Origin of the sequence: Nocardia sp. NPDC006982, from assembly GCF_042869435.1 — a bacterium.
Classification (GTDB): Bacteria; Actinomycetota; Actinomycetes; order Mycobacteriales; family Mycobacteriaceae; genus Nocardia.
In genome coordinates this window covers 98,242-124,057 of sequence record NZ_JBIAFV010000010.1, presented here as the reverse complement: position 1 = coordinate 124,057, position 25,816 = coordinate 98,242, and the positions used below count along the sequence as shown (strand labels likewise).

Annotated in this window: 32 protein-coding genes; 21 read left to right on the top strand and 11 right to left on the bottom strand. The window is 65.1% G+C overall.

All coding sequences use genetic code 11. The features are described 5' to 3' along the window. Positions 1-2: 2 nt before the first annotated feature. Both ACFYOW_RS32680 and ACFYOW_RS32675 read right to left on the bottom strand, forming a co-directional pair. The gene (locus ACFYOW_RS32680; protein ID WP_387293930.1) at positions 3-1,100 is read right to left on the bottom strand and encodes an adenosine deaminase; all 1,098 of its coding nucleotides are present in this window, start codon (positions 1,098-1,100) and stop codon (positions 3-5) included. 505 nt (positions 1,101-1,605) lie between these two features. Next, complete coding sequence (locus ACFYOW_RS32675) at positions 1,606-2,892, bottom strand: thymidine phosphorylase (RefSeq protein WP_387293929.1); 1,287 nt, start codon at positions 2,890-2,892, stop codon at positions 1,606-1,608. 95 nt (positions 2,893-2,987) lie between these two features. Here ACFYOW_RS32675 and ACFYOW_RS32670 point away from each other — a divergent pair, with 95 nt between their 5' ends. Genes ACFYOW_RS32670 through ACFYOW_RS32660 form a run of 3 tightly spaced genes read left to right on the top strand, consistent with a single transcriptional unit; the run spans position 2,988 to position 3,783 of the window. Next, positions 2,988-3,227, top strand: a complete 240-nt coding sequence (locus tag ACFYOW_RS32670; RefSeq protein WP_387293928.1) for a hypothetical protein — start codon at positions 2,988-2,990, stop codon at positions 3,225-3,227. Between the two features lie 35 nt (positions 3,228-3,262). Then, positions 3,263-3,505 carry a hypothetical protein gene (locus ACFYOW_RS32665; protein WP_387293927.1) on the top strand — a complete coding sequence of 81 codons (243 nt, stop codon included), beginning with the start codon at positions 3,263-3,265 and terminating at the stop codon, positions 3,503-3,505. Positions 3,506-3,513: 8 nt separating this feature from the next. After that, positions 3,514-3,783 carry a hypothetical protein gene (locus tag ACFYOW_RS32660; RefSeq protein ID WP_387293926.1) on the top strand — a complete coding sequence of 90 codons (270 nt, stop codon included), beginning with the start codon at positions 3,514-3,516 and terminating at the stop codon, positions 3,781-3,783. Between the two features lie 7 nt (positions 3,784-3,790). Here ACFYOW_RS32660 and ACFYOW_RS32655 read toward each other — a convergent pair whose 3' ends face one another. Then, complete coding sequence (locus ACFYOW_RS32655) at positions 3,791-4,186, bottom strand: cytidine deaminase (RefSeq protein WP_169814453.1); 396 nt, start codon at positions 4,184-4,186, stop codon at positions 3,791-3,793. Positions 4,187-4,605: 419 nt separating this feature from the next. Here ACFYOW_RS32655 and ACFYOW_RS32650 point away from each other — a divergent pair, with 419 nt between their 5' ends. The 7 genes from ACFYOW_RS32650 to ACFYOW_RS32620 all read left to right on the top strand — a co-directional run bounded on the left by ACFYOW_RS32650 (position 4,606) and on the right by ACFYOW_RS32620 (position 9,522). Further along, on the top strand, positions 4,606-4,971 hold the full coding sequence (locus ACFYOW_RS32650; RefSeq protein WP_387293925.1) for a hypothetical protein: 366 nt from the start codon (positions 4,606-4,608) through the stop codon (positions 4,969-4,971). A 556-nt stretch (positions 4,972-5,527) separates the two neighbouring features. Continuing rightward, positions 5,528-5,926 (top strand): succinate dehydrogenase, cytochrome b556 subunit, encoded by a 399-nt coding sequence (gene sdhC / locus ACFYOW_RS32645; RefSeq protein WP_387293924.1) that lies wholly within the window; start codon positions 5,528-5,530, stop codon positions 5,924-5,926. Positions 5,927-6,010: 84 nt separating this feature from the next. Next, positions 6,011-6,442: a succinate dehydrogenase hydrophobic membrane anchor subunit gene (locus ACFYOW_RS32640; RefSeq protein ID WP_040686830.1), complete on the top strand. Its 432-nt coding sequence runs from the start codon at positions 6,011-6,013 to the stop codon at positions 6,440-6,442. 30 nt (positions 6,443-6,472) lie between these two features. Further along, positions 6,473-8,224 carry a succinate dehydrogenase flavoprotein subunit gene (gene sdhA, locus ACFYOW_RS32635; protein WP_387294056.1) on the top strand — a complete coding sequence of 584 codons (1,752 nt, stop codon included), beginning with the start codon at positions 6,473-6,475 and terminating at the stop codon, positions 8,222-8,224. Then, the gene (locus ACFYOW_RS32630) at positions 8,224-8,994 is read left to right on the top strand and encodes a succinate dehydrogenase iron-sulfur subunit (protein ID WP_364346493.1); all 771 of its coding nucleotides are present in this window, start codon (positions 8,224-8,226) and stop codon (positions 8,992-8,994) included. The genes sdhA and ACFYOW_RS32630 overlap by 1 nt, the downstream gene beginning before the upstream one ends. A 4-nt stretch (positions 8,995-8,998) precedes the next feature. Then, on the top strand, positions 8,999-9,193 hold the full coding sequence (locus ACFYOW_RS32625; RefSeq protein WP_387293923.1) for a hypothetical protein: 195 nt from the start codon (positions 8,999-9,001) through the stop codon (positions 9,191-9,193). Then, a complete protein-coding gene (locus tag ACFYOW_RS32620) occupies positions 9,190-9,522 on the top strand; it encodes a GNAT family N-acetyltransferase (RefSeq protein WP_387293922.1) in 333 nt (110 codons plus the stop codon). Before ACFYOW_RS32625 ends, ACFYOW_RS32620 begins: the two co-directional genes overlap by 4 nt. A 5-nt stretch (positions 9,523-9,527) precedes the next feature. Here ACFYOW_RS32620 and ACFYOW_RS32615 read toward each other — a convergent pair whose 3' ends face one another. Beyond that, a complete protein-coding gene (locus tag ACFYOW_RS32615; RefSeq protein WP_387293921.1) occupies positions 9,528-10,211 on the bottom strand; it encodes a RadC family protein in 684 nt (227 codons plus the stop codon). A 136-nt stretch (positions 10,212-10,347) separates the two neighbouring features. Here ACFYOW_RS32615 and ACFYOW_RS32610 point away from each other — a divergent pair, with 136 nt between their 5' ends. Continuing rightward, positions 10,348-11,865, top strand: coding sequence for an alpha/beta hydrolase (locus tag ACFYOW_RS32610; RefSeq protein ID WP_387293920.1), 1,518 nt, complete (start codon positions 10,348-10,350; stop codon positions 11,863-11,865). Positions 11,866-11,871: 6 nt separating this feature from the next. On the opposite strand, the gene ACFYOW_RS32605 is transcribed toward ACFYOW_RS32610, so the two are convergent. Next, positions 11,872-12,075 carry a type II toxin-antitoxin system VapB family antitoxin gene (locus tag ACFYOW_RS32605; RefSeq protein ID WP_063038892.1) on the bottom strand — a complete coding sequence of 68 codons (204 nt, stop codon included), beginning with the start codon at positions 12,073-12,075 and terminating at the stop codon, positions 11,872-11,874. Positions 12,076-12,193: 118 nt separating this feature from the next. Between ACFYOW_RS32605 and ACFYOW_RS32600 the strand changes: the two genes are divergently transcribed. The 3 genes from ACFYOW_RS32600 to ACFYOW_RS32590 all read left to right on the top strand — a co-directional run bounded on the left by ACFYOW_RS32600 (position 12,194) and on the right by ACFYOW_RS32590 (position 14,578). Next, entirely contained in the window at positions 12,194-12,754 is a 561-nt protein-coding gene (locus ACFYOW_RS32600) for a DUF4396 domain-containing protein (protein WP_387293919.1), read from the top strand. 127 nt (positions 12,755-12,881) lie between these two features. Next, positions 12,882-13,775: a phenylalanine 4-monooxygenase gene (locus ACFYOW_RS32595; RefSeq protein WP_387293918.1), complete on the top strand. Its 894-nt coding sequence runs from the start codon at positions 12,882-12,884 to the stop codon at positions 13,773-13,775. Between the two features lie 131 nt (positions 13,776-13,906). Further along, positions 13,907-14,578 (top strand): ester cyclase, encoded by a 672-nt coding sequence (locus ACFYOW_RS32590; RefSeq protein ID WP_387293917.1) that lies wholly within the window; start codon positions 13,907-13,909, stop codon positions 14,576-14,578. A gap of 21 nt (positions 14,579-14,599) precedes the next feature. Here ACFYOW_RS32590 and ACFYOW_RS32585 read toward each other — a convergent pair whose 3' ends face one another. Both ACFYOW_RS32585 and ACFYOW_RS32580 read right to left on the bottom strand, forming a co-directional pair. After that, on the bottom strand, positions 14,600-15,205 hold the full coding sequence (locus ACFYOW_RS32585) for a TetR family transcriptional regulator (protein ID WP_387293916.1): 606 nt from the start codon (positions 15,203-15,205) through the stop codon (positions 14,600-14,602). Continuing rightward, positions 15,195-16,739 (bottom strand): MFS transporter, encoded by a 1,545-nt coding sequence (locus ACFYOW_RS32580; protein WP_387293915.1) that lies wholly within the window; start codon positions 16,737-16,739, stop codon positions 15,195-15,197. The genes ACFYOW_RS32585 and ACFYOW_RS32580 overlap by 11 nt, the downstream gene beginning before the upstream one ends. A gap of 127 nt (positions 16,740-16,866) precedes the next feature. Between ACFYOW_RS32580 and ACFYOW_RS32575 the strand changes: the two genes are divergently transcribed. The 4 genes from ACFYOW_RS32575 (at position 16,867) to ACFYOW_RS32560 (ending at position 20,790) form a co-directional block, all read left to right on the top strand. Further along, the gene (locus ACFYOW_RS32575) at positions 16,867-18,159 is read left to right on the top strand and encodes a D-alanyl-D-alanine carboxypeptidase family protein (RefSeq protein ID WP_387293914.1); all 1,293 of its coding nucleotides are present in this window, start codon (positions 16,867-16,869) and stop codon (positions 18,157-18,159) included. A 40-nt stretch (positions 18,160-18,199) separates the two neighbouring features. Further along, positions 18,200-18,988 (top strand): hypothetical protein, encoded by a 789-nt coding sequence (locus ACFYOW_RS32570; protein WP_387293913.1) that lies wholly within the window; start codon positions 18,200-18,202, stop codon positions 18,986-18,988. A 492-nt stretch (positions 18,989-19,480) separates the two neighbouring features. Further along, entirely contained in the window at positions 19,481-20,029 is a 549-nt protein-coding gene (locus ACFYOW_RS32565) for a hypothetical protein (RefSeq protein ID WP_387293912.1), read from the top strand. Continuing rightward, entirely contained in the window at positions 20,026-20,790 is a 765-nt protein-coding gene (locus tag ACFYOW_RS32560; protein WP_387293911.1) for a hypothetical protein, read from the top strand. The genes ACFYOW_RS32565 and ACFYOW_RS32560 overlap by 4 nt, the downstream gene beginning before the upstream one ends. A 325-nt stretch (positions 20,791-21,115) precedes the next feature. Here ACFYOW_RS32560 and ACFYOW_RS32555 read toward each other — a convergent pair whose 3' ends face one another. The 4 genes from ACFYOW_RS32555 to ACFYOW_RS32540 are packed head-to-tail and all read right to left on the bottom strand — an operon-like array spanning position 21,116 to position 24,166. Next, entirely contained in the window at positions 21,116-21,826 is a 711-nt protein-coding gene (locus ACFYOW_RS32555) for an ESX secretion-associated protein EspG (protein ID WP_387293910.1), read from the bottom strand. Further along, the gene (locus ACFYOW_RS32550) at positions 21,823-23,160 is read right to left on the bottom strand and encodes a hypothetical protein (RefSeq protein ID WP_387293909.1); all 1,338 of its coding nucleotides are present in this window, start codon (positions 23,158-23,160) and stop codon (positions 21,823-21,825) included. Before ACFYOW_RS32550 ends, ACFYOW_RS32555 begins: the two co-directional genes overlap by 4 nt. A 2-nt stretch (positions 23,161-23,162) precedes the next feature. Then, positions 23,163-23,795: a DUF3558 domain-containing protein gene (locus ACFYOW_RS32545; protein WP_387293908.1), complete on the bottom strand. Its 633-nt coding sequence runs from the start codon at positions 23,793-23,795 to the stop codon at positions 23,163-23,165. Next, positions 23,792-24,166: a hypothetical protein gene (locus tag ACFYOW_RS32540; RefSeq protein WP_387293907.1), complete on the bottom strand. Its 375-nt coding sequence runs from the start codon at positions 24,164-24,166 to the stop codon at positions 23,792-23,794. Before ACFYOW_RS32540 ends, ACFYOW_RS32545 begins: the two co-directional genes overlap by 4 nt. Positions 24,167-24,524: 358 nt before the next feature. Here ACFYOW_RS32540 and ACFYOW_RS32535 point away from each other — a divergent pair, with 358 nt between their 5' ends. The 3 genes from ACFYOW_RS32535 to ACFYOW_RS32525 form a co-directional block, all read left to right on the top strand. Next, complete coding sequence (locus ACFYOW_RS32535; RefSeq protein ID WP_387293906.1) at positions 24,525-25,403, top strand: helix-turn-helix domain-containing protein; 879 nt, start codon at positions 24,525-24,527, stop codon at positions 25,401-25,403. Continuing rightward, positions 25,400-25,603 (top strand): DUF397 domain-containing protein, encoded by a 204-nt coding sequence (locus ACFYOW_RS32530; RefSeq protein WP_387293905.1) that lies wholly within the window; start codon positions 25,400-25,402, stop codon positions 25,601-25,603. The genes ACFYOW_RS32535 and ACFYOW_RS32530 overlap by 4 nt, the downstream gene beginning before the upstream one ends. 17 nt (positions 25,604-25,620) lie before the next feature. Then, on the top strand, positions 25,621-25,816 hold a 196-nt coding region (locus ACFYOW_RS32525; protein WP_387293904.1), incomplete at its 3' end, for a DUF397 domain-containing protein.

Genomic DNA, 25,816 nt, shown 5'->3' with positions numbered 1-25,816 from the left:
GACTAGCCGAGCAGGACGGCGTAACCCGGCTTGATGATGTCGTCGATGATGCGCAGACGCTCGGGGAACGGGATGAACGCGGACTTCATCGCATTGATGGTGAAGCGTTCGAGGTCGCTCCAGCCGTAGCCGAAGGTGTCGACCAGCTTGAGCATTTCCTGGCTCATGCTGGTGTCGCTCATCAGGCGGTTGTCGGTGTTCACGGTGACGCGAAAGCGCAGCCGCGCCAGCAGGTCGAACGGATGCTTGTCGAGTGAGGGGACCGCGCCGGTCTGCACATTCGACGAGGGACAGAGCTCGAGCGGAATTCGCGTATCCCGCACGTAGTTCGCGACCAGTCCGAGTTGCGCGTCCTCGATCGCGCCGGGAACGGTGATGTCGTCGGTGATCCGCACACCGTGGCCGAGCCGATCGCAGCCGCAGAACGCCAGCGCCTCGTGGATGGACGGCAGCCCGAACGCCTCACCTGCGTGAATGGTGAAATGCGCGCTATTGGCTCGCATGTATTCGAAGGCGTCCAGGTGACGGCTGGGCGGGAAGCCCGCTTCCGCGCCCGCGATATCGAAACCGCCGACGCCACGGTCGCGCCACCGCACCGCGAGTTCGGCGATCTCGCGCGAACGCGCCGCATGCCGCATTGCGGTGAGCAGGCAGATCACCACGATCGGGCGACCGGCCTCGGCCGCGGCCGCCGCACCCTCGCGGAATCCGGCGAGGGTGTGCTCGACCACCTCGTCCAGGGTCAGGCCGCGCTCGAGATGCTGTTCGGGAGCGAAGCGCACTTCGGCATAGACCACGCCGTCGGCGGCGAGGTCTTCCGCGCATTCCCGAGCCACGCGGCGCAGGCCCTCGGGGGTCTGCATTACCGCGACGGTGTGCGCGAAGGTCTCCAGATAGAGCTCGAGCGAGCCGCTGTCGGCCGCATCGCGGAACCACGCCGCCAGTTCGGTCTCATTGTCGGCGGGTAGGTCGTCATAACCGCAATCGGCGGCGAGCTCCAAAACCGTCGCGGGCCGCAGACCACCGTCGAGATGATCGTGCAGCAGCGCCTTGGGAGCTTGGCGGATCGAGGCAAGGGTCAAAGGCATCGGTCCTGTCATGACCACACGTTAGCCGCACGGACCCGTTCATGCGGCTGTGATTGCGCTCTCCGCCAACCCCACCCGAGACATAACCCGCAACGTCCCTGCTCGAGCAGGACCTCGAGTACCGGAAAGCCCCTTTAACCAGCCAAGAATTAACGTAGCGGTCGGTTTCCTGCCTGCTTGCCGCAAACCTTTTGCCCCCAACTCGGTGCGCTCGGCTCGCATTCGGACTCGAACGTATCGCAGTCGTTCGATGAGCGGACGGCACACACCGACGCACAGAATTGGCGCGCCACGCATGCGGGTTGCCGGTCGATCGGCCCGCGACGAGCGAGCTCATGCGGGGCCGGGTGAATTCGTGTGCGGGCAATACGAGTCCTTGCGTGGCAGCGCGAGTTCATGCGGAGCAGGTGAGGTCGCGCGGCCAGGCGATCTTGTGCAGGCCGGGTGGATTTATGCGCACCATCCGAATTCACCCGCTAGAAAATCGTGTGTCAGGCGAAATCGGGCGCGGTGTGGGTCAGGGGGCGATGCGGTCCAGGATCAAGGGGGCTTGCGGTGGGGGCGCGGTTCCGATGGTGAACGAGTTTTCGAGGGCGGCAAGGGCGCCGGGGAAGGCCTCCGGTGTGTCGGTGTGCAGGGTGAGCAGGGGCTCGCCTGTAGTTACGAAATCGCCTGGTTTGGCGTGCATTTCGATGCCCGCGCCGAATTGGACGGGGTCGCCCTGGCGGGCTCGCCCCGCGCCGAGTCGCCAGGTCGCGACGCCGACGGCCATCGCATCGAGGCGGGTGAGCACACCGTCTCGTTCGGCCCGAATGATTTCGGTGTGCTTCGCGCGCGGCAGAGGCGCGTCCGGATCGCCGCCTTGGGCCTGAACCATGGCGCGCCAATGGTCCATTGCGCGACCATCGGCGAGGGCGTCGGCCGGGTCGATATCGAGTCCGGCCTGGGCGACCATCTCGCGGGCGAGGGTGAGCGTCAGCTCGACGATGTCGGCGGGGCCACCGCCCGCGAGCACCTCTACGGATTCGGCGACCTCGAGTGCATTGCCAGCGGTGCGTCCGAGCGGAGTGTCCATCGCGGTCAGCAATGCGACCGTCCGCACCCCGGCATCGGTGCCGAGTTCGACCATGGCCGTTGCCAATTCGCGCGCGCCGTCCAGGGTTTTCAGGAAGGCTCCGGAGCCGACCTTCACATCGAGTACGAGCGCGGCGGTCCCTTCGGCGATCTTTTTGCTCATGATCGAGCTGGCGATCAGCGGTATGGATTCGACGGTCCCGGTGACATCGCGCAACGCGTACAGCCGCTTATCGGCGGGGGCGAGATCGGCGCCGGCCGCGCACACCACCGCGCCGATGCCGGGATCGGACAGGATCTCGCGCATCCGCGCCACCGGCACGTCGGCCCGCCACCCCGGGATCGCCTCCAGCTTGTCCAATGTTCCGCCGGTATGCCCCAACCCGCGCCCGGAAAGCTGCGGCACAGCGGCCCCGCACGCCGCGACCAACGGAGCCAGCGGCAACGTGATCTTGTCCCCCACCCCGCCGGTCGAATGCTTGTCCACTGTCGGCCGCGGCAGATCGGTGAAGTCCATCCGACGCCCCGACGCGATCATGGCATTCGTCCATCGCGCGGTCTCCCGACGCGTCATCCCCCGCCACACGATGGCCATCGCCAACGCCGCCATCTGCTCGTCGGCCACCGCCCCTTTGGTGAATCCATCCACCACCCAATCGATCTGCGCATCCGACAGCTCCCCGCCGTCCCGCTTGGCCGTAATGATCGAAACCGCGTCCACTGCCGTCACACCGGCAAGTCTGGCACGTGACGCGCTCGCCCCCTGGGACTTGTCGGTGCCCTCCGATAGCCTCTGCGCATCATCGAGTCGACGTTGGGGGAGCAATGACGCACGCACACCTGGACCGCCGCGTGACGGATCTCGAGGCCCGCATCCGCGAGGCCGAAGAGGGCTTCGGCGAATCCCAGTTGAAGCTCACGCGACGAGTCACCGCAATCGAAATCGTCCAAAGACGAAGCTTCTGCCGCATCCTCGAACACCTCGGCGTCCCCACCGCCGAAATCTCGCAGATCACGGCGACAACCGAAGCCGAGATCGACGCCGTTCTCGAAGAAGACTGCTGAGCACGACCATGACATCCGCACATATCGACCGCTGCATGACGAATCTCGAAGCACGAGTCACCGATATCGAGGAAGGCTACGGTGAATCCCAGCTCGGACTCACGCGACGAGTCACGGGACTCGAGATCTGGGCCAGACGTGTCACCGCACACGCAAACGGCGTGGGGCAGAACGTGAAGCTCATTGCCGAACACCTCGGAATCAGTCCGGTCGACACACCAGCGATCTGCATGCCTACCGACGACGAGGTCGACGCCGTCCTCGACGAAGACTGCTGAGGGCGACCATGACATCCGCACCCATCGACCGCCGCTTGGCACGGCTCGAATCTCGAGTCGACGAGATCGAAGACAGCCACGGCGACGCGCTCTATGGTCCGTCCAGAGACGTTCGGGGGTTGAAGATCTTCACGCGCAGGCTAGCGGTGCAGACGAGCACAATCGGAGCGGGCATCGCGCTGATGATGGAGCGGATCGGGCTAGCGCCGATTCAGCTCACCGACGTCGAGATGCCTTCCGACGGCGAAATCGACGCATCGTTCGAAGAGGATCACTGAGAGCGACCTAGGTCTGCCCCGCGTCCAGATCGTCGGGTCCGAAGGCGTCGGGGAGCAGGGTTCGAAGCGGCACGGGTCCGGTCTTGTGGTCCACCAGAAGATCGGCCCCGCCGTGCTCGTAGAGCAGCTGTCGGCAACGCCCGCAGGGCATCAGGATTTCGCCGCGGGAATCGGTGACCGAGAGTGCGAGCAACCGGCCACCACCGCCCGCGAACAGGTTCCCGATCAGTACGCATTCGGCGCACAGGCCCAATCCGTAGGAAACATTTTCCACATTGCACCCGACGACCACTCGGCCGTCGACCAGCCCGGCCGCCCCGACCGGGAATCGAGAATACGGCGCGTACGCCCGCTGCATCACCTCATATGCGCTGGTCCGCAATAATTTCCAGTCGATATCCACGTGTTCGCTACCTTCCGTGGTCGAGGGTCGGTTTCGGTATGGCTGACGGCTCGGCTGGTCGAATTCTCCCGTCCGGGCCCGATGTCGTCCGGCTCGACCCACGCCTGAGCGTGGACCTGACCAGATCCCGGTCGCACCGGACCCACTGCACCGCGGCGGTATTCCCGATGTGTCCCTGTCGCAGTGGCATCAGCTCGTGCTGTTTCCAGCGGCCATGCGCGGGTTCGGGTTGTGGGAGCGCGGCTACGAAGGGGCGCGCAACTGGCATGCCTGGTACACCGCGCATCGGGTGCGTCGCAAGGTCGACAGTCATCCCGACCGCGCCGCACTGTCGGGGCCGCCGCTCGAGGCGCATCTGAACGAACTGGGAGCGATACGGGGACACCGTCAGGTGGCGCTTCGGCGGGTGCGGTGGGGTCGTGATTCCGATCGGCCTGATCATTGCGGTCCTGTTGTTCGGCGTGCAGACCGAGGACCCGACGGCACGCTGCGCGATGCTCCGGAGGACGTGGCGCCGCTGGTCGCGGTACTCGCGGCCACATCCGGTCGATCTGTCGGGATATATCCCGGCCAACACGGGAACGCAGTCCGAACTGCAGCGGGTGATCGACCGCTTTCCGATCAATCGCGCGGTGCTGCTCTGCGATGCGGGCAGCGACCGCGCGTTCATCGAGCCTCAGGTGCGCTATCGCTGGTCGCAGACGGCTTCGGGTTCCCCCACCGCCGAACACACGATTCTGGTCGCCGTCACGGGCGCGGGCGTCCTGCGGATCGCGAACTCATGACGCGGTTGCTGGAACGACGTCGATGGCCGTCGTAGCGAAATTCAGCTGTCGCCGACCGGAATCTGCGATAGTTTTCTGTTACCGATCAGTAGGTTATCGCCCGTCGAATGAGACATTTTCCACATTGCCGACGCTCACAATTCAGCCCGTCGAACTGAGAGCCCCGGCGCCGACCGGAAACCGTGAGTTCGACACATAGACAATGCACATAACTTGAATTGCCTTGTCGCGCAAGATTCTTCAGTCGAATTCCGATATCGGCAGCCCCTCCGGGGCCTAGCCACACTTGCCCGCGCAGGGGCCACGGCGCAACCGTTTACACATCAAGAAAGGTAAACCTAACTCGCTCGACTGTAGCGCAACGCACGGCCTACCGAATTAGTTCCGCGATTGCGAGGGGATTAGAGTCCAGAACAGATCGGTTCAGGTTCCCGGCGGCGGGCCCCGCGCGAGCTATTTGGAGCAGCAAAGCGCAGCCACCTGGGCATTTACATCCACGTCGCCTGCCTCGGACTTGCAACCGGGTCCATCAACGACGTTGGAGGCACCGCACTCTATGACCACGATAGAAGCTCCGGCACAGCCGAAGCGGAAGACGCTGTACCGAGGCGACCCCGGAATGTGGTCGTGGGCGCTGCACCGGATCACCGGTGTCACCATCTTCTTCTTCCTCTTCGTGCACGTCTTGGACACCGCACTCGTTCGGGTCAGCCCCGATACCTACAACCACGCCATCGAGACCTACAAGAACCCCATCGTCGCGCTGATGGAGATGGGCCTTGTCGTCTGCGTGCTGTTCCACGCGCTCAACGGCGTACGCGTGATCCTGGTCGACTTCTGGGGTAAGGGCCCGAAGTACCAGAAGACGATGCTCTGGGTGATTCTCGCCATCTGGTTCCTGCTGGTGGTTCCGGCCGTCGGCCGCCAGTTCTTCTACCTGTTCACGGAGCACTGATCCCATGAGTGAGCGAAGCGAACGAATGATGAACACAGCCGCCAGTGCGGTCATGCCGGAGCCGAGCGTCAGCGAGGCGCAGGCATGAGCGCACCTGTTCTCGGTAAGTCGTATGACCGGCCCGCGAGCCTGGACCTCCCCCGCTCGCCGCGTGCCCGCTCCAACAACAACTTCGAGAAGTACGCGTGGCTGTTCATGCGCTTCTCCGGCCTGCTGCTGATCGTGCTGGTCCTCGGCCACATGACGATCATGCTGCTGCTCGACGGCGGCGTGAAGCGGCTGAACTTCGCCTTCGTGGCCGGCCGCTGGTCCAGCCCGTTCTGGCAGTTCTGGGATCTGAGCATGCTCTGGCTGGCCCAGCTGCACGGCGGCAACGGCCTGCGCACGGTGATCGCGGACTACTCGCGCAAGGACTCGACCCGGTTCTGGCTGAACACCCTGCTGGCCATTTCGATGATTCTGATCGTGGGCGTCGGCACCTACGTCATCTTCACCTTCGACCCCAACATCAGTTAGGAACAGGCGAACTCGATGAGTGAATCCCGGATTCAGGAGCACCGCTACGACGTCGTCATCGTCGGTGCCGGTGGCGCCGGTATGCGCGCGGCGATCGAGGCCGGTCCCCGGGCCCGCACCGCCGTTCTGACGAAGCTCTACCCGACCCGCAGCCACACCGGTGCTGCACAGGGTGGCATGTGCGCCGCGCTGGCCAATGTCGAAGAAGACAACTGGGAATGGCACACCTTCGACACCGTCAAGGGTGGTGACTACCTGGTCGACCAGGACGCCGCGGAGATCATGGCCAAGGAGGCCATCGACGCGGTGATGGACCTGGAGAAGATGGGTCTGCCGTTCAACCGCACGCCCGAGGGCAAGATCGACCAGCGGCGCTTCGGTGGTCACACCCGCGATCACGGTAAGGCCCCGGTCCGCCGCGCGTGCTACGCCGCCGACCGCACCGGCCACATGATCCTGCAGACGCTTTACCAGAACTGCGTCAAGCACGACGTGGAGTTCTTCAACGAGTTCTATGTGCTCGACCTGGTCATGTCCGAGTCCGAGCGCGGTCCGGTCGCGACCGGTGTGGTCGCCTACGAGCTGGCCACCGGCGAACTGCACGTCTTCCACGCGAAGTCGATCATCTTCGCCACTGGCGGTTCCGGCCGGATGTACAAGACCACCTCGAACGCGCACACGCTGACCGGTGACGGTATGGCGATCGTGTTCCGCAAGGGTCTGCCGCTGGAGGACATGGAATTCCACCAGTTCCACCCGACAGGCCTGGCCGGCCTGGGCATTCTGATCTCGGAGGCCGTCCGCGGTGAGGGCGGCATCCTGCGCAACGCCAGCGGTGAGCGCTTCATGGAGCGCTACGCCCCCACCATCAAGGACCTCGCGCCCCGTGACATCGTCGCCCGCTCGATGGTGCTCGAGGTGCTCGAGGGCCGCGGCGCCGGACCGAACAAGGACTACGTCTACATCGACGTGACCCACCTCGGCGAGGATGTGCTCGAGGAAAAGCTGCCCGACATCACCGAATTCGCGCGCACCTACCTGGGTGTGGACCCGGTGAAGGAACTGGTGCCGGTCATGCCGACCTGTCACTACGTGATGGGTGGCATCCCGACCCGGATCCGCGGCGAGGTGCTGCGCAACAACACCGATGTGGTGCCCGGTCTGTACGCCGCCGGCGAGTGCGCGTGCGTCTCGGTGCACGGCTCCAACCGTCTCGGCACCAACTCGCTGCTCGACATCAATGTCTTCGGCCGCCGCTCCGGCATCGCCGCCGCGGAGTACGCCCAGCGCACCGAGTTCGTCGAGATGCCGGAGAACCCGGCGCAGATGGTGCAGAACTGGCTGGCCATGCTGCTGTCGGAGCACGGCAACGAGCGCGTCGCGGATATCCGCACCGAACTGCAGTACACGATGGATATGAACGCCGCGGTCTTCCGCACCGAGGACACCCTCAAGCAGGCGCTCACCGATATCCACGCGCTCAAGGAGCGCTACACCCGAATCACGGTGCAGGACAAGGGCAAGCGCTACAACAGCGACCTGCTCGAGGCCGTCGAGCTGGGCTTCCTGCTCGAGCTGGCCGAGGTCACCGTGGTGGGCGCGCTCAACCGCAAGGAATCGCGCGGCGGCCACGCCCGCGAGGACTACCCGGACCGCGACGACGTCAACTTCATGCGGCACACGATGGCCTACAAGGAGGGCGCGGAGCTCATCTCCGATATCCGCCTCGACTTCAAGCCGGTGGTGCAGACCCGCTACGAGCCGATGGAGCGTAAGTACTGATGACTGCCGTACTCGAAACACCCCCGCAGAAGGCCGCACCGGTGCCCGAGGGCTCGGTCATGGTCGACGTCAAGGTCGCCCGGTTCAACCCGGAGGACGACAAGGGCGCGCACTGGGAGACCTTCCAGGTGCCGGTGCTGCCGACCGACCGCTTCCTGAACGTGCTCATCTACATCAAGTCCTACCTGGACGGCACGCTCACCTTCCGGCGCTCCTGCGCGCACGGTGTCTGCGGTTCGGACGCCATGCGGATCAACGGTGTGAACCGGCTGGCCTGCAAGGTGCTGATGAAGGACATGCTGCCCAAGAGCGGCAAGTCCCTCACCATCACCGTCGAGCCGATCCGCGGCCTGCCCGTGGAGAAGGACCTCGTGGTCAACATGGAGCCGTTCTTCGACGCGTTCCGTGCCGTGAAGCCCTACCTGATCACCTCGGGTAACGAGCCCACCCGCGAGCGCATCCAGAGCCAGGCCGACCGCGCCCGGTTCGACGACACCACCAAGTGCATCCTGTGCGCCTGCTGCACCACGTCCTGCCCCGTGTACTGGAGCGACGGCAGCTACTTCGGCCCGGCCGCGATCGTGAACGCACACCGCTTCATCTTCGACAGCCGCGACGAAGGCGCCCGCGAACGCCTCGACATCCTCAACGACGTCGAAGGTGTCTGGCGCTGCCGCACCACCTTCAACTGCACCGACGCCTGCCCCCGCGGCATCGAGGTCACCAAGGCCATCCAGGAAGTCAAGCGCGCACTGCTGTTCGCCCGCTGACTCCTTGACCAACCTCACCGGCACGAAAAACGAAGGCCGCCTACATCTTCGGATGCAGGCGGCCTTCGCCATTCGTGCGCTCATCGGCCGTGCCCACCAAAGGCCGTTCGCTCATATCGAATACATCTGCATCCAGTCACCAGCTGCCTTTGTCGTCTGCGCAATAAACGGCGGTACGGATGCGTTCCAGGGGGCATGAGTGAAGAGAAAGTACAGGTAGTCGGCGTTCCCGCGCGCAATGCGTACGAGATCCGGCTCGATGGCACGACCGTCGGCGAGGAACTGTATTTCGATGACGGCGCGCACCGTGTGTTCTATGCGACCGAGGTCGATCCGGCGTTCGGCGGCCGGGGATTGGGCAGCGTTCTGATCCACGACGCGATGGCGGACACGGTGGCGAGCGGCCGCCGGATCGTGCCGGTGTGCCCGTTCGTGGTGCGGTGGGTCACCAGACACGACGACTTCGCGGCGAGTGTCGACGAGCCGACACCCGCATTGCTGCATCGCATTCCGGCACTGCCCCGCTGACCGCATCACCCACCGGACCGATGCAGCGGTGTGGCACTGGCCCACCCGTCCCCCGCGATCACCACGTGGTCCAGGAAGCGCAGGCCGACGGTGCGGGCGGATTCCATGAGCAGCGTGGTCGCGCGACGGTCGTCGAAGCTGGGGACCGGGTCGCCGGAGGGGTGATTGTGCACGACCGCGAAGGCGCGACCGTCGTGACGCAGCACGGTATTCAGGATTTCACGGACCGGGACGGCTACCTGATCGATCGCCCCCTCGGCGACGAATACCTTGTGCCGCAAGCGATTCTGCGCATCGCACACCAGCACCAGCAGCCGTTCGACGCGGGCGCCCGCGAACAGCGGCAGCGCCACCCGCACGACGTCGGCGGCGCCGTCCAGGCGTGGGGCGGTCTCCGGACTGTTGCGCGCCCTGGTGCCGAGGTGGAAAGCGGCGATGATGGCCGCCGCCTTGGCCTCCCCCACACCCGCGCGCCGCGATAATTCCTCCGGCCGCGCGGCCGCCAGACCGGCGATGCCGCCGTGCTCGGCGATCAGTTCGGCGGCCATATCCAGTGCGCTTTCACCGCGGCGACCTTGGCGCAGCAGCACGGCGAGCAATTCGCTGTCGCTGAGCGCGTGCGGGCCGAGCGTGAGCAGCCGTTCGCGTGGACGTTGACCGGATGGCAGTTTGGCGATGGGTACCGACATCAATCCCCCTCGAATGCGATGCGATCTCCGCATCATGCCAGCACCCACCGACAGGCCGGATGCGGTGGCGACCATGGTCTGCGCACCGCGACCGGGTCGGGCAGACTGAGTGCGCAGGTCCAACCATAGGGGTCGAATGTTCAACTGGCGCAGGCGGAATGCGCGTCACATCGGACTCGCCGCAGTCTTTCTCGCGGCCGCCTGCAGTGCGCAGGCCCAACCCGAGCAGAGCCCGCACCTCGACAACACCCCGGGCATCGGCAAGTACTACCACCAAACGCTGGTATGGGGTTCGTGCGACGGTTTCGAGAACGGCGCGAACCGCATCGGACTCGAATGCGCCCGCGTCACTGTTCCCATCGATTACGCCGAGCCCGATGGCAAAACCGCCCGCCTCGCGATCTCGCGGTTGCGCGCACGCGGACAGAAGGTCGCCTCGATCCTCACCAACCCGGGCGGCCCCGGCGGTATCGGCCTGACGCTGCCCGCCGACCTCGCGCGGACACCGCTTGCGCAACGCTTCGATGTGATCGGCATCGATCTGCGCGGACTCGGCGCGTCGACGCCGAAGCTCGTTTGCAGTACGCCCGAGGAGCTGGCGGCCGAACGTGCCGGTCTGGCAGGGGAATACCTGCCCTTCTGGATGTCGCAGGCCGAACACGACAGTATGGATCTGGCCGCGAAATGCGTGCAGCGCAGCGGATTAGCGTTGCTGTCACATGTCGGAACTTCCGAGTCAGCCGCCGACCTCGACATCGTCCGAGGGGCACTCGGTGAGGAGAAGCTGACCTACTTCGGCGTTTCCTACGGCACGCGACTCGGCACGACCTATGCGGAGATGTTCCCGGATCGGGTGCGTGCCATGGTCTTGGACGGCGCGGCCGATCCGGCCACCAATATCGCCGATCCGGTGATCGTCTATGCCGGTATGCAACGGGCTTTCGACGCGTACGCCGCCGACTGCGTCAAAGCGCCGGACTGTCCGATCGGCACCGATCCGGCCAAGGCGTCCGAGCACTTGGCGGCATTGCTGCGGCCGCTGGCCGACCGCCCCGCCACCACGAACGACGGTCGCGGCCTCGGCTATTCGGACGCCACGACCGGGGTGATCTCGACCATGTACACCTCGAAAGCCTGGCCGGTGCTGACCCGGGGCCTCACCGAACTGACCAAGGGCCACGGCGATATCCTGCTCGCCCTGGCCGACAGCTATCTCGCGCCCGAGTCGGTGGACACCGGATACAAGACCGCCGTGAGCTGCCTCGACGACCGGCGGATCACCGATCGAGCGAGCGCGCTCGAACTGGACCGGCGGGTCCGCGCCGCTGCCCCGGCGTTCGACAGCGGCCGCGCGGCCGATTGGGTTCCGTTCGACGCCTGCACCTTCTGGCCCGTTCCACCGACCAGCCGCCCGCATACCCCAACGGTAACCGGCCTGCCGAAGTTGGTGGTCGTCTCATCCACCGGCGATCCGGTCACGCCGTACCAGGGCGCGACGAATCTCGCCCGCGCGCTGGGCGCCACGTTGGTCACTTATGAAGGCATCCAACATGGTTCGTTCCTGGACGGCGTCGAATGCGTCGACGTACCGGTCCTGAAGTACCTGATCGAGCTGACCCCGCCCCAGGAAGGGCTGCGCTGCCCGACGCGGTGAGCGAGATCAGCCGTCGGCAACCGCGATCTCGGGTCCGGGCAGGGGTGACAGCACACCGGCAGCCAATCGCTGCAGTTGGTGAAGTTGCCGCTCGTGCACAACGATTCGGCGCAGCGCCTCGTTGATGGTGGCGCTGCTCGTCGACGTGCCCATGATGGCGGCCGCGGCGGCGAGCAGTTTCTGGTCGAGATCGATCCGCACGGATTTCATGCGCCCTCCTTCGTACATTCGCCATATTGCTTTATCCGGTCCGCTCATGTCTGGCAAATCGGGCACAACATCGGAATTCGCATTTGACTTGTTACCCTACGGGGGTATAGTTCCCGGCATGGAGCATGAGCACGGAACGCCCGTCGAAAACCACGAACATGCCGGGCATACAGCACATTCCGCGCATGCGGCAGCCGCCGGGCATACTCAGCACGCAAACACCGAGCATCGGATTCCGGCGTCCTGGCAGATGGCCGCCCAGGCCACTCTGCACTGCCTCACCGGCTGCGCGATCGGCGAAATCCTCGGCATGGTGATCGGCACGGCACTCGGCTGGAACAACACCGCGACCATGGTCCTGGCGATCGTGCTCGCCTTCTTCTTCGGCTACGCGCTGACCATGCGCGGCGTACTGAAGGCGGGTCTGCCGCTGGCCGCCGCCATCACCACCGCGCTGGCCGCCGATACGGTCTCGATCGCGGTCATGGAAATCGTCGACAATGCCGCCATCCTCGCCGTGCCCGGCGCCATGGACGCACACCTGGACACGGTCATGTTCTGGGCGACGCTCGCCTTCTCCCTGGTGGTGGCCTTCATCCTCACCACGCCGGTCAACAAATGGATGATCGGCCGCGGCAAGGGCCACGCGGTGGTGCACGAATTGCACGGTCACCACTGATCAGCTCGCCGCCGCAGGAACCGGTCTGCTGCCGGTAATAACGCGAAGAAGCCCGCCCAGCTATACAGTTTGACCAGCTGGGCGGGCTTTTGTTGTCGCAAAGACCCCGCGGTGCTTGCATCGACGTATGTTCACCGAAGCTCGGCTGTACTCGCCGGTGACCCGATCCGGCGATGGCGATGTCATGGTGCACCTGAGCGACGAGCACCCCGGCGTGCACGATCCCGATTACCGCGCCCGCCGCAATGCGATCGCCGCGCTCGCGCTGGATTACGCACCGAGTAAACCCGTGCCACAGATCGACTACACCGATGAGGAACAACAGGTGTGGCGCATCGTGTCGGCCGAACTCGCACGCAAACACCAAAAGTACGCCGCCACCGAGGTGCTCGCGGCCGCGGCCCGGCTCGACTTGCCGAGCGATCACATTCCACAGCTCGACGAGGTCTCCGCGGCACTGGTCCCGCTGACCGGATTCCGGTATGTGCCCGCCGCCGGGCTGGTGCCGCTGCGCGAGTTCTTCGGTTCCTTCGCCGACCGCACCTTCCACTCCACCCAGTACATCCGGCACCATTCGGCCCCGCTGTACACCCCGGAACCCGACGCCATCCACGAGATCATTGGGCACGCCAATCAGATAGCCAGCCCGCGCTTCGCCGCCATCTACGAGGCGGTCGGCGCGGCCGTCGCCCGGCTGACCACCGATACGGCGCTCAAGTTCCTCGCCGATGTCTTCTGGTTCTCCATGGAGTTCGGCGTGGTCCGGGAGAACGGCCGAATCCGTTGCTATGGAGCCGGATTGCTGTCCTCCTACGGCGAGATCGAGGAGTTCCAGCACGCCGAGCTGCGACCGCTGGACGTGGCGACGATGGGCACCGCCGTCTACGACATCACGCACTACCAACCGATTCTGTATTGCGCACAGTCGATTTCGGAGATCGAGGATGTGATCGGCGGCTTCTTCGCCAGCATGGACGACGATTCACCGCACCGCGTACTGCACACGGCGGGTAGAATGTGACACATCATTGTTTAAAACTCGAAAGTTGCTGGGAGACATAGCGTTCGGCAAATTCAGACCTGCCGCGACAACCGACCGACCGACTGTTAGCCTGCCTCGCGTCCGATCTCTTCGAAGGGGCGCGAGCCGAGATGACAGCTGATACAACAGATTCCACAACCGAGACGCCGCTGTGGCTACAGGGCCGGGACGCGGTGGTCGCCGCGACGCCGGCCGAGGACTGGCGCAACGGCGCGCCCGATTACCACCTGACCAGGCAAACCGTGCCGCGCGAGCGCACCACCGACCACGCGGCGGGCTCGCTCGAGGCCGTCGTCGAAGACCTGGTGCGGGTCTTCGAAATGGAGGTCTCGCACAAGAAGGATCCGGCGACCTGGGTTTCGCTGGTGGCCGAGCACTACCGGGGGCGGGTCAACGGCGGGCCGTGGCAGGACGCCGAGGAATTCGCCAGGATCGGCAGCTACAACATCCTGATCGGCGATAACCCGTACTACGAGGTCGAGCAGGAGACCTTCGAGTCCTCCCACGAGACCTTCCACACCGCCTTCCCGAACGGCTTCTTCTGGGAGGTGCTCGAGGTGCTGGCGGGACCGCCCGCGGTCACCTTCCGCTGGCGGCACTGGGGCCGCTACGACGGCGAATACAAGGGCAACCAGCCCACCGGCGCATTGATCGAGATGTTCGGCGTGACGATCGCCAGGGTCAGCGACGACCTGCGCATTCTCGAACTCGAGCACTTCTACGACAACAACAAACTGCTCGGCCCATTGGCACACGGGTGCCCGGTTACCAAGTCCGCCTAGGATTTCGGCCGCTCGGCAGCACTACTGCTTGCCGAGCGGTAACCCCGCCTCCAGGAAATCCATTGCGCGATTGAGGTTCTCGGCATTGAGCGGGGAGAGCTTCGCGATACCGAGTGCGATTCCGGCCATGGCACCCGCGGTCACGCGTATCTCGAAATCGTCCACATCCCGACCCATATGCTCGGCGAGCAGACCCGCCAACAGGTCGATGCCGCGTTGCAGTTCCAATCCGATGGCCGCGCGCAGTTCGGGCACGTGATACAGCAGCGCCTGACGTTCCTGCTCGAATGCCAGCTCGGCGGCGGGCAGGTTCGCGAATACCTCCGCCGTCGCATTGCGAAATGCGGTCAACGGCGCGATGTCGTGAGGCTGGGCCCGTATCGCATCGATCATCAGTGGATCGAGATCGTCGGCGAGCACCAGCTGTTCCTTGGTCGGAAAATAGCGGAAGAAGGTGCTGGGCGATACCTCGGCCGCCGCGGCGATCTGCTCGATGGTGGTCTCGGTGTAGCCCTGCTCACGGAACAGCCGGAACGCTACTTCGCGAATCGTCCGGCGGGTCCGTTCCTTCTTCCGCTCGCGCAGGCTCTGCGCGGCCGTCCCGTCCGCGGGCAGCTCAACCGACATGTGTCGATTCTGGCCCATCGACCGGCACCAGCGCGGCCGGTATCGCCTCCTCGTGTTGCGGTGCGGTCGTGGACCGCCCCGGCAGCACCCGCAGTGCGAGCGGCACCGCCACCGCGCAGAGAGCCGCGCACACCCACAGCATCGCGCTCATCCCGCCGACGAACGCCGACTGCACCTGCTCCAGCATGGCCGCATTGCCGGTCGACTTCGCAACTGCCACACCGGCATTCACGCTGTCGCGAATCGGATCGACATTCAATGCACCGAGATCGCCGCGGTACACGGTAGCCAGGACGGTGCCGAGCACCGCCACCGCGATGGTGCCCGCCGCCTGACGCAGCGCCTGCACCAGTGCCGAGCCGACACCCGCACGGGCCACCTCGAGATTGTCCAACGCGACCGCCATGCCCGCCGGCAGTCCGAGGCCCATCCCCGCGCCGGTCAACCCGACCCATACGGCCACGAACCAGTACGAGGTCCCCACTTCGGTCAGCCCACCCAAGCCCATGCCGACCGCGAGCACCGTCAGGCCGAGTCCCACCATCAGCGCCGGTCCCAGTTTCGGCTGCAAGCGATCACCCAGCCGCGATCCGATCAGCAGTCCGCCGATCAACGGCAGCAGGCGCACGCCGCTGCCGAGCGCATCCGCGCCGAGGACCGCCTGGAAGTACTGCGGCACGGTGAAGAACAGGCCGAACAAGCCGAACGTGATGATCACGGTGAACGCCGCGCCCCAGCGAAAGCCGGGGCTGCCGAACAGGCCCAGGTCGACCAGCGGGAAGCTCGCTCGCCGCTGCCACGCGATGAATACCGCGACGGCCGTGACGCCGCCGAGCAGCGCACCCCAACCGAGCCCATTACCCCAACCCTTGTCGCCGAGCCGGATGAATCCATAGGTGACGCCGACCATTCCGAGAATCGACAGCGCGACGCCCGGCAGATCCATCGGCCGCTGATCCGGGTTCCGCGACTCCGGCACCAGGACCGCGATGGCCAGCACGCCGAGCACCACCATCGGGACATTGATCAGGAATACCGAACCCCACCAGAAGTTATCGATCAGCCAGCCGCCGAGGATCGGACCGAGCGGCAGGCCGAGTGCGGTCGAGGTGACCCAGATGTTCATAGCCTTGGCCCGCTGCGCCGAATCCGGGAACAGCACCGGCAGCACCGCCATAGACAGCGGGATCATGACTGCCGCCGCGATGCCGAGTACCACGCGGGCCGCGATGAGTTGACCGGCGGTTGTGGCGAAGGCGCAGGCCAGCGATGCCGCTCCGAACAGCACCAGCGCGCCGAGCAGCAGCTTTTTGCGGCCGTAGCGGTCGCCGAGCGCGCCCGCGGGCAGCATCACGGCCGCGAGCGCCAGTGTGTACGCGGTGCTGAACCACTGCAGCGCGCCGGTGTTCGCGTTCAGGTCGACGGCGAGGGTGGGCAGCGCCACGGTCAGCACGGTCATATCCAGGCCGATGGTCAGCATTGCCAAGGCCAGCGCCCCCAGCGCCAACCAGCGGCGAGTCGAGTCTGTCTGCATAGCCCCTCCAGAAAATGATAGTTACAACTTTTTGATAGTAGCTCCCATTTAGTAGTTCCTGTCAATACTTGGCGCATCCGTGTCTCATGACGGCCCACCGCGCGGCCGGTCAGTAGGCTCGCAGCCGATGAGCACCCGGGATCTTCGCCTCCTCGTCGCACTCTGCCTCGGTTCTGCACTGGCCATTTCGGCCGCGACCTGGGGCCCTGCCGCGACCGTTTCGCACGCGACGCCGACGACCACCACGACGACGCCGTTCAGCACCCCGAATACCGACAGCTGCCCGCAGAAGACGAAGCCGCCCAATCCGATCGACGAATCCGAGGTCCCCGAACCCGGACAGCCGTCGCCGACCCCGCTGGCCGTGCCGATTCCACCGGTCGGCGGCTCACGCCTGGGTGAATGCGGCGTCGTCATCCCGCGCGGCGCACCGCCGATGCCGCAGGAGATTTCCGCCACGGCCTGGCAGATTTCGGACCTCGATACCGGTGAGGTGCTCGCCGCCAAGGACCCGCACGGGCGCTACCGGCCCGCCAGCACGATCAAGGTGCTGCTCGCGACCGTCGCGCTGCGCAGCCTCGACCTGAACAAGACCGTCACCGGAACCCAGGACGACGCGAACGCCGACGGCACCCGCGTCGGCATCGGTCCCGGCGGCCGCTACACCAATCGACAGCTCATGCAGGCGCTGATCATGGCGTCGGGCAACGATGCCGCGCATGCCATCGCCACCCAGCTCGGCGGCGACGCCGCCACGGTGCAGAAGATGAACGAGCTGGCACAGTCGTTGTACGCCTTGGATACTCGCACCGCCAGCCCGTCCGGCCTGGACGGCCCCGGCATGAGCACCTCGGCCTACGACCTGTCGGTGCTGTTCCGCGAGGCCATGACGATTCCCTTGTTCGCCGAATTCATCCACACCGAGCAAATCGATTTTCCCGGCTACCCCAAGGATCCGAAAAACCCTGACGACAAAGACCATCCAGGGTTCCCCATCGCCAACGACAACCACCTGCTCTACGACTACGACGGTGCGCTCGGCGGCAAGACCGGTTACACCGACGACGCCAGGCAGACCTTCGTCGCCGCTGCCCATCGCGACGGCCGCAGACTCGTCGTGACCCTACTGAAAGCCGATGTGCTGCCGATACGTCCGTGGGAACAGGCCGCGCGCCTGCTCGACTACGGTTTCGCCCTGCCGAAGAACTCCAGCGTCGGCAAGCTCCCGGAAACCAAGTCCGCATCCACGAAAGGCACTGCGGGACTTGCCTCTCCGCCTCCGAAAGACATCGACCACGAAGCCCAGCCCACCGATGAATCCGACAACCACTCGGGCACCCGCACGCTATTGCTGATAGGCGGCGTCATCCTGGCTCTCGCACTTCTCCTCAGAGCCCGGCGCATGAGCCGTCACCGATAGACCAGTTGCTTCGCGGCAGAGGTATGCCAAGATCGTCGATATGGGGATCGTCGGTCGAGGAGTGCAGCGAGTCAACGACTTTCCGGAGGCCCCGCCACGCGCGCCGCAGTACCACGGTGACAAGAATGATCCCCGCTACCCTTCGCCGCGCGAACTGCGCGGCAATACGGCGGCGTTCTTCGATATCGCGCTACATGCCGGATTGGCGGGCGCGGTAGCGAACACCGCCGTCTCGGGGCTCGGGTGGGTCGTCCTCATCTTCATGGTGACCTACGCGGTGTTGTCGTTCGTACACACGGTCATCGTGCAGCGCATCATCCACGCCACCATCGGCAAAGCGCTGCTCGGCTTGGTGGTAATCCGGGGAGAGGACGGCCGCTGGCCGACCTTCGGCAACCTGGTCCGCGGCTACTTCTGGCGCGGATTCGCCACCGCCTTCTGCTTCTTCGACGACAACGACCTGCCGGACTACGACCTCCACGAACCCGCCCGAGTCACAGTGCAGCGGCCCGATGTGCGGGCATTGCGATCCGGATCCGCACAGCCGCAGATTGATCCGCGAGCTTATCCCGGCTATGGGCCACCGCCGAACGCGTACCCGGTTTACGGTCCCGCACCGGCGAACCCGCCGCGAAGTCACAAGCCGATCCCGCATCCGGCAGGCGCCCAACAGTATCCACCGCAATATCCCCCGAATCCTGCCGCATCCAACGGCTACCAGCCGCAACCGGATTCCGGACCCGCCTACTCGCCGAATTACATTCCGCCGCAGGGCTACCGCCCGCACGACAACCAGCCGCCACATCATTTTCCGCCCCACCCACGCTGACACCGGTGCCGCGAGCGAGCGCGGCCCCCTACAGTTGCGAACCGGCTGGCACCCAACAGCCCTCATCTCCCTATCCACCGAACACCTACCTGCCGAACGACTTTCCGCCGCCAACGGCCTTGTGCCGCGACAGTTCTCCGCCAGTTCACCCGCTGCGCCGCGGGTGGTGGGCCTCGTCCGGAACCTGGGCCGGATGCTCGACGTGAAGTATTCTTACGGCGATTCACTAGGGGGGCGACCGCGATGGCAGGGTGGACTGGCGACTCGACGGTTGGCGGGTCGGCACGCGAGGTGGTAGGGCTCTGCGCCGAAATCCACGGCTTCCACGCTCTACTGCCGACGGCTGCTACCCCCACTGCCCCGAGAAGTGCACCCTGGCACCGGAATCCGGCCAGGGTCTCACCTCCCTACCGCGAGGTCGAGTTCTCGCACCGATCGGCCAAGTAGACGCGCGTCCGACATGCCGCCCCAGCCGGAAACGAGGGTGAACTGATGAATCGCGAGGAACCGATGCTGGATCTCGCCGGCGGCGATGTCGGCATGTCACGTCACCTTGCGAAGGCTCTGAACATCATTGTCGGCAGCCCGGGCCTCGCCCCGGATCTGAAGGCGCAAATGCAGGAGATCCTGCAAGGGAAGGGCACCATCCGCGATCTCGTGCACAGCGAGTCGTTCGCGCGTCTCGGCGACGCGGTCATCCCCAAGGCGCTAGAGGATTTCGCGGCGACATCGCCCGAGGAAATCCAGCGAAAGGCCGAACTGGGAAACGCGATCCTCGAAAGCTACCGGAACCAGGATCCCGAAACTTCGCCCCCCGCAGAGCCATCCCCGAGTTCGTCGCCCGAGCAATCGCCGACCAGCGCTCCCCAGGGAACACCGTCGACGTCGGCCTCCGAGGTCGGAAGTAGCGGTAACCACCCTGCGAGCCATGTGATTCCAGGAACTCGGAAGCCCAACCGTGATCGGATCGTCACACCCGACGACCTGGACGACGACGATCTGTACTTTCAGGACCGCAACCAACGCGGGTGGCTCGAGTGAGGCTACCTCGCCTGGCCGGTGACTATTACCGCCCCAACAGCGGTGACGGCTTCGAGGCGACCCCACTACCACCGAATCCACTGGTGTATCAGCGGCCGTACACGCACGAGGACGACGTGACGATCCGGCTGCGTCGGTGTCAGGACCCTTTGCCGAATACCGGTTCGCTCTGGCGGAAAACGCCCCGGCGGCTACGCGTCGAACCACTCGAACTGGAAATTGCGCAACCTCTGCCCGATTTGTGTCCCGGGCACGGTCTTCCGGCGGTGTCGCGAAACCACGTGCGGGCCCGCTTCTACGACACGGATCTACATCCTCGGTTTCATCGCACAGCCAGAGAACGAGACCTCGGCAAGAACTTGTTCACCGGAGGCGTGGTGCCGGTCGCACCAGTTTCGACGATCCTCGTCGGCGAGTGGCCCGTCTGTGACCGATGCGTCCGCACCTCCGGGCGATACCGCTGGGCCGCCCGCTCGCTGCTATGGCTGATGGTCGCCAATCTCGTCGCTGTGGTGATAGTCAGTGTGGCGCATGTCGATCCTCTGGTCATCCCGCTGGTACTCGCGCTCTTCCCGGGTTCGATTCCGCTGGGGCTGGTGGTGGCCATGCACCTGTTCGGCAAGAGTGCCCAGCGGGTGACGTACCGCCCCATCTATGACGAAAGGTTCGCCTTCGTCCAAGCTCACCCCCGCTTCCGGGCAGCGATAGAACAAGATCCGCGCTATCGTCCTTCGCTGGACAAAGAGCCTGACACGCAATAGGAATCGGTCGTCTCGGCCATCCGCGACGGCCGAGACGGATATCGCGTAGGCCCGCAGATTGCACCGTCGGCATTTGCCACTGGCCGGTCCCCGATGAGGCGAGCACCGCTTCGCTCGAGCGGAGACCTCCAGCCAGGCCATTCTGATATCAGCGTCGCTGTTCCGCGTCGACCGGCCCCGGCAGACGGCCGAGATCGAGCCTCGGCTTCTGCGCGGACGTGCGAAAAGTCTCGAATTGACGGCCTTGCTCGAGCTGCCCAGATTCTTTGGCAACCAGCATCGGGCAATCGAACCTGGAAGCGACCGTCGGCGCGGGAGCGACGGATCAGGGGATGGGTTGTGCCAGGCGGGTGATTTCGCGGCGGATTGCAGACTGGTCGCAGGGGATTATGTGGAATTCGTTGTATTGGTGGCGGTAGTGGTAGCGGCCGTCGCCTTCGATGTCGAACCAGTTCAGGTATTCGGGTGGGGCGGGGCGGGAATCGCGCAGGCCGCGAAGGATTTCCACGGTTCCGGAACCGGAGCGCGCAGCGCGCAGCAGGCGGTAGATGCGGTCGGATGCTGTTTCTTCGAGGCCGGTCCAGGACTCGAGGTTTTCGACCAGGCGTTGGGCATCCTCGGCCACGGCCGGATGACGGCCGGGTGGCACGTCGCCGAGCACTGCTGTGAATACGGCGGGCACGATCGCGGCGGTACCGACCTCGAGCACTACATTGCCGCCGAAATCGGGGGTGGGGCCTGGCCGTTGCACCAGGGTGACGCCGATGTCGGCGTCGATCGCGCCGAATGCGCGCAGCGGACGTCGCCGAGTTCCGGTGAGTGTCAATGCGATTCGCGGATCTGCTGCCACGCGCAAGGCGGCAGAGAGGTCAGGGTTGGCGTGCAGCGGCATGCGGCGGTCCAATTCGCGGGTGAGCTGGTCGAATTCGTCCTCCCAGCGCACCGAGGCGATCAGGCGCAACGGAAAGGGGTAGCGATCCGACCGCGTCTCGCGCCAGATGTGCATGAACTCATCGGGCGTGAACTCGAACTTCACCCGCGCTCACCGCTCGGGTGGGCCGAGGGCGCGTCGGCCCCGATCGACGGGGGAACCGCTGGATCGTCCGGGCCGACCAGTTCTTCGTACTGGCCGATCAGGTAGTCGGGAACCTTGCGGCTCGACTCGTCCTCCCCCGATTTGCGTCCCGCGCCGGGCGACATGCCCGACATACCGTTGCGGCCGGTGCTGGCCGCGCTGGTCGCGACAGTGGAAACCGTTGCCGTGCCGGAGTTTCCGGTCGTAGGCAGACCGGTGACACTGCGACCTGGACTCGGTGTGGTGCTGCTGCCGGGTCCGGATGTACCGCCCGATCCGGATGCGCCGAAGCCGCCTGTATGTCCCGAGGTCGTCTGAGTGGTGGTCGTCGCGGCGGGCGAGGTGGCGGTGCTCGCGGCCGTCGTCGGGGACTGGGTCTGTTGTCCGGCAGTGGAATTCGAGTCGAGACCCGAGGGGTTCACCGTGCCCTGATCGGTCCCCGATGTCCCCGACCCGTTCGACTCGCCGTTGTTACCGCCGGTGTTTCCGGTGCCGGATCCGGTGGTGCCGCCGCCATTGCCGCCCCCGCTACCGCCGCCCGGCCCGGTAACACCCTCATTGCCTCCGCCGCCCGGCGACGTGACCGGCACAAATGTCGGAACTCCTGATCCGGCGGGGCCGTAAGACGGTTTGTAGTTGTTGTTCATGGTGTCGATCGCCGTGCGATGCAGCGCCTCGATGCCGCGCTGATAGGCGACCTCCTGGCTGTCACCGTCCCCGACCAGTCCCGCGCCGACCGCGGAAATAATGACCTGCGCGGGGTCCAGCGAGGTCGCCGAACCCCTGCTCCCCTGCGCCGCGGACGGTGGCGGCACCGTCATCTTCACCACTTCGGCGGCGGACGCCACGCCCTTGATCCGGTGCCCGCAGGCATTGATCACCTGCTCGACATCACTTGCCTGCCGATAGAACGTCTGCGCCGCAGCAAGAGCCGCATCGGCCATGGCCCCCTCGATGCCCGAGGCCAATGCCTTCTGAATCGCGAGATTCGCGCCGAACAGCCCACCGCTCAGCGCGGTAGCGATGCTGATCCAGGTATCGGCCTGCTGATGCATGATGCCCGGACTCATCAGCTGGGCGTTGGTGTAGATCTCCTCATGGGTATGGCCCTCGAACTGCTCCATCCGGGTGATGTACGCCGGATCCTGGCCGTCGGCAGCGAGTTTCGTCCCGTACTGCTCCGCACCCTGCTGCTGACTACGCGCGAGCGTGCTCGGCTGAGTGGTATCGGGCTTGCGGCTCGAATCGAATGCACCGAGCGCCGAAGGAACATCGTTGATGTCGAGGCCGGTCATCGTCAGTTGTCCTTACCGATCTCCGGTTCGATGGTGGAGGCGATGTCGGTGATGCCGTCGCAGGGGTTGAGGGTTTGCGGGGCGCGGTCGGTCAGATCGACCGCCATCTGCAAGAACCCGACCTTGGTTCGGACATCGACCTGGCAGGCGCGACGCACTTGGGGATCACGAACCAGCAGGGCTTGGCGACCGTTTACAGTTGTCGGCTCGCTGTAGGAGCCGACCTTCGCCAGGTCTTCCTCCCAGGTAGCGTTTCCGGAGTTCAAAGCCAGATTTCGCGTCGGGGAAGAGATAGTGCAGGTCAGGAAGCTGTACTCTGCCACGAGGTCGTCCAGTCGCTGTCGAGTAGCTGGATCGAATCCCGCTCGTCGGAATGTGTCGTCGCTGATCCAGGTGCACGGGTCGAAGACCACCTTGGGGCGTCCAGTGCTGGTGGTGTACTTGTTGTCCTGCGACGGCGGCTGGAGCTTGGGGTTAGTGAGCGTCGGCCGGACTGATTGTGGGCCTGTGGATGACGTGGTGGTTTGACCAGAGTCAACTGGGTGCGTGGTGTCGCTGTTGGATGAGCAGCTCGCGGCGAGTGGTGTGACGGTCACCGCCAATAGCGCCAGCAAGGTTTTGCGGATTCCGATCATGACGACTGCACTCCTGAAGTACCGGTGGTGATCGATCTCGCGTAAATGGCGTCGGCTTCCTCCACCAACTGACCGGCTCGCAGGTAGGCCGCCGCCATCTTCAATGCCGCCTCTTTCATTCCAGTGAGAGCATCGGTCATCTGCACTGCTTTGCCGGAAAATCCATCCTGAAGCTGCTTGGCGGAATCGAACCCGCCGAAGCCGGTCAGCCGCTGCAGGTTGGCTGATCGCTTGATCTGTGGTTCCAGTGTGGTTTCGACCAACCTTGTGTAGACCTCAGCGCACCGCCGTGCGGCGTCGGCCTCCATCCGAAATGTTCCCCCGGTGGCTTGCTGATACAGCGCATTTGCGGCCGATTGCCCCACTTCCATCGGCTATCCCTCCCTCGCTGTTCGTCCGCTTACTGTACTGGACGCGTGAAACGGTCAATCGGTTCCGTTGGGCCGCAAAGACGTTCTCGATTGGTTTCGATCCTGCGGGTTCAGGCCGATCCGCTGCACCTGACGCGGACACTCATACCGAGCAGCGCGCGGGGCGGGGCTCGTGCCGGGTCGAGCGGACCCGCCGGACAGAAATACGCCGCCGTTGATCTGATTCGCGAAAGCGTCACCGGATGCAATCCTTCCTGGGGTTATGCCCCGATTGCATGATCATTCACGATGTGGCCTCCACATGGGATGGCGGTGTGCTCTCCTGTTGCGAACAGTGAAACCTGATGGGAGGCGGGACATGTCGGAGGATGGATCGACGCTGGCACGGCGGCAGCTGGGGAAGTACCTGCGGGACGGCAGGGAGGGGTGCGGATTCACGCTGGCGCAGGCGGCAGCGTTGATCGAACGCAGCGGTAGCACGTTGCAGCGCATCGAGAAGGGCACCGTGGCGCAACTGCGCGAGGTGGACCTGGCGGCGCTGTGCACGATCTACGGCTTCGACCCCGACCACACTGCGGCGATGAAAGTGCTTGCGGCACAAGGCAATGAGGAGAGTTGGTGGCGCGAGTACGGTGATCTCATGCCGGGGAACTTCGACTTCTTCGTGGGGTTGGAGGCATCTGCGCAGCGGTTGACCACCTATGAATCCGAACTGGTGCCGGGATTGTTGCAGACACCGGCGTACGCCAGTGTTCTCATCCGATCCGTCTATCCGGACGACAGTGCCGAGGAGCACGTGCGTCGGGTGCAGTTGCGGATGCGGCGGCAGCTGAGAATCACCCGCAAGCATCAACCCGCGACGCTAGAAGTGGTCCTGCGCGAGTCGGTCCTGCGTGGGATGGTCGGCGGGCCGAAGGTCATGGCGACCCAACTGAAGTACCTGTGCGATATAGGCACTCGACCCAACATCAGCCTTCGGATTCTCCCGTTCAGCGCTGGATTTCCGCTCGGGGACGCCGCCGGCCCGTTCGTCATCCTGGAGTTCGGCACGGACAGACACGGCCAAGTGCTCGAGCCGCCGGTGGTCTTCACCGAGAATTTCGCGGGGGATTTGTATCTTGCGAAACCGGCTACCGTCCGGCGGTACCATGAGGCGTACGAGAGCCTGCGGCGCAGTGCGATGGACGCCGACGCCAGCCGTGCTCTGCTCAGACGGGTGGCGAAGGAGTACACATGAACATCGATCTGGCCGGTGCCGACTGGTTCAAGAGCAGCCGGAGCGGTGGCAGCTCGAACTGCGTCGAAGTCGCCTTCCTCCCGAACACCCTTGTCGGCATTCGCGATTCGAAGAACCCATCCGGCCCCGCACTCGTATTCACCCCAGCCGAATGGTCAGCCTTCACCGCCGCAACAACCCGCGGCGACTTCGACCGCTGACCCCAGAGGGGCACCTCATGGCGAACCACGCGAACGCGAAGCGGTTCAAGAGCAGTCACAGCGGTGCCCACTCGAACTGCATCGAAGTCCCCTTCCTCCCCAACTGCCTTGTCGGCGTTCGCGATTCGAAGAACCCATCCGGCCCCGCACTCGTATTCACCCCAGCCGAATGGTCAGCCTTCACCGCCGCAACAACCCGCGGCGACTTCGACC

What these genes read in the sequence shown, in the direction of transcription:
- ACFYOW_RS32630 (WP_364346493.1), top strand. Translation starts at nt 8,224, where the DNA reads ATGACTGCCGTACTCGAAACACCCCCGCAGAAGGCCGCACCGGTGCCC.
- ACFYOW_RS32545 (WP_387293908.1), bottom strand. Translation starts at nt 23,795, where the DNA reads ATGATCGGAATCCGCAAAACCTTGCTGGCGCTATTGGCGGTGACCGTC.
- ACFYOW_RS32590 (WP_387293917.1), top strand. Translation starts at nt 13,907, where the DNA reads ATGACAGCTGATACAACAGATTCCACAACCGAGACGCCGCTGTGGCTA.
- ACFYOW_RS32660 (WP_387293926.1), top strand. Translation starts at nt 3,514, where the DNA reads ATGACATCCGCACCCATCGACCGCCGCTTGGCACGGCTCGAATCTCGA.
- ACFYOW_RS32535 (WP_387293906.1), top strand. Translation starts at nt 24,525, where the DNA reads ATGTCGGAGGATGGATCGACGCTGGCACGGCGGCAGCTGGGGAAGTAC.
- ACFYOW_RS32540 (WP_387293907.1), bottom strand. Translation starts at nt 24,166, where the DNA reads ATGGAAGTGGGGCAATCGGCCGCAAATGCGCTGTATCAGCAAGCCACC.
- ACFYOW_RS32605 (WP_063038892.1), bottom strand. Translation starts at nt 12,075, where the DNA reads ATGAAATCCGTGCGGATCGATCTCGACCAGAAACTGCTCGCCGCCGCG.
- ACFYOW_RS32610 (WP_387293920.1), top strand. Translation starts at nt 10,348, where the DNA reads ATGTTCAACTGGCGCAGGCGGAATGCGCGTCACATCGGACTCGCCGCA.
- ACFYOW_RS32640 (WP_040686830.1), top strand. Translation starts at nt 6,011, where the DNA reads ATGAGCGCACCTGTTCTCGGTAAGTCGTATGACCGGCCCGCGAGCCTG.
- ACFYOW_RS32600 (WP_387293919.1), top strand. Translation starts at nt 12,194, where the DNA reads ATGGAGCATGAGCACGGAACGCCCGTCGAAAACCACGAACATGCCGGG.
- ACFYOW_RS32670 (WP_387293928.1), top strand. Translation starts at nt 2,988, where the DNA reads ATGACGCACGCACACCTGGACCGCCGCGTGACGGATCTCGAGGCCCGC.
- ACFYOW_RS32575 (WP_387293914.1), top strand. Translation starts at nt 16,867, where the DNA reads ATGAGCACCCGGGATCTTCGCCTCCTCGTCGCACTCTGCCTCGGTTCT.
- ACFYOW_RS32580 (WP_387293915.1), bottom strand. Translation starts at nt 16,739, where the DNA reads ATGCAGACAGACTCGACTCGCCGCTGGTTGGCGCTGGGGGCGCTGGCC.
- ACFYOW_RS32550 (WP_387293909.1), bottom strand. Translation starts at nt 23,160, where the DNA reads ATGACCGGCCTCGACATCAACGATGTTCCTTCGGCGCTCGGTGCATTC.
- ACFYOW_RS32595 (WP_387293918.1), top strand. Translation starts at nt 12,882, where the DNA reads ATGTTCACCGAAGCTCGGCTGTACTCGCCGGTGACCCGATCCGGCGAT.
- ACFYOW_RS32665 (WP_387293927.1), top strand. Translation starts at nt 3,263, where the DNA reads ATGACGAATCTCGAAGCACGAGTCACCGATATCGAGGAAGGCTACGGT.
- ACFYOW_RS32620 (WP_387293922.1), top strand. Translation starts at nt 9,190, where the DNA reads ATGAGTGAAGAGAAAGTACAGGTAGTCGGCGTTCCCGCGCGCAATGCG.
- ACFYOW_RS32530 (WP_387293905.1), top strand. Translation starts at nt 25,400, where the DNA reads ATGAACATCGATCTGGCCGGTGCCGACTGGTTCAAGAGCAGCCGGAGC.
- sdhC (WP_387293924.1), top strand. Translation starts at nt 5,528, where the DNA reads ATGACCACGATAGAAGCTCCGGCACAGCCGAAGCGGAAGACGCTGTAC.
- ACFYOW_RS32680 (WP_387293930.1), bottom strand. Translation starts at nt 1,100, where the DNA reads ATGACAGGACCGATGCCTTTGACCCTTGCCTCGATCCGCCAAGCTCCC.
- ACFYOW_RS32615 (WP_387293921.1), bottom strand. Translation starts at nt 10,211, where the DNA reads ATGTCGGTACCCATCGCCAAACTGCCATCCGGTCAACGTCCACGCGAA.
- ACFYOW_RS32570 (WP_387293913.1), top strand. Translation starts at nt 18,200, where the DNA reads ATGGGGATCGTCGGTCGAGGAGTGCAGCGAGTCAACGACTTTCCGGAG.
- ACFYOW_RS32585 (WP_387293916.1), bottom strand. Translation starts at nt 15,205, where the DNA reads ATGTCGGTTGAGCTGCCCGCGGACGGGACGGCCGCGCAGAGCCTGCGC.
- ACFYOW_RS32565 (WP_387293912.1), top strand. Translation starts at nt 19,481, where the DNA reads ATGAATCGCGAGGAACCGATGCTGGATCTCGCCGGCGGCGATGTCGGC.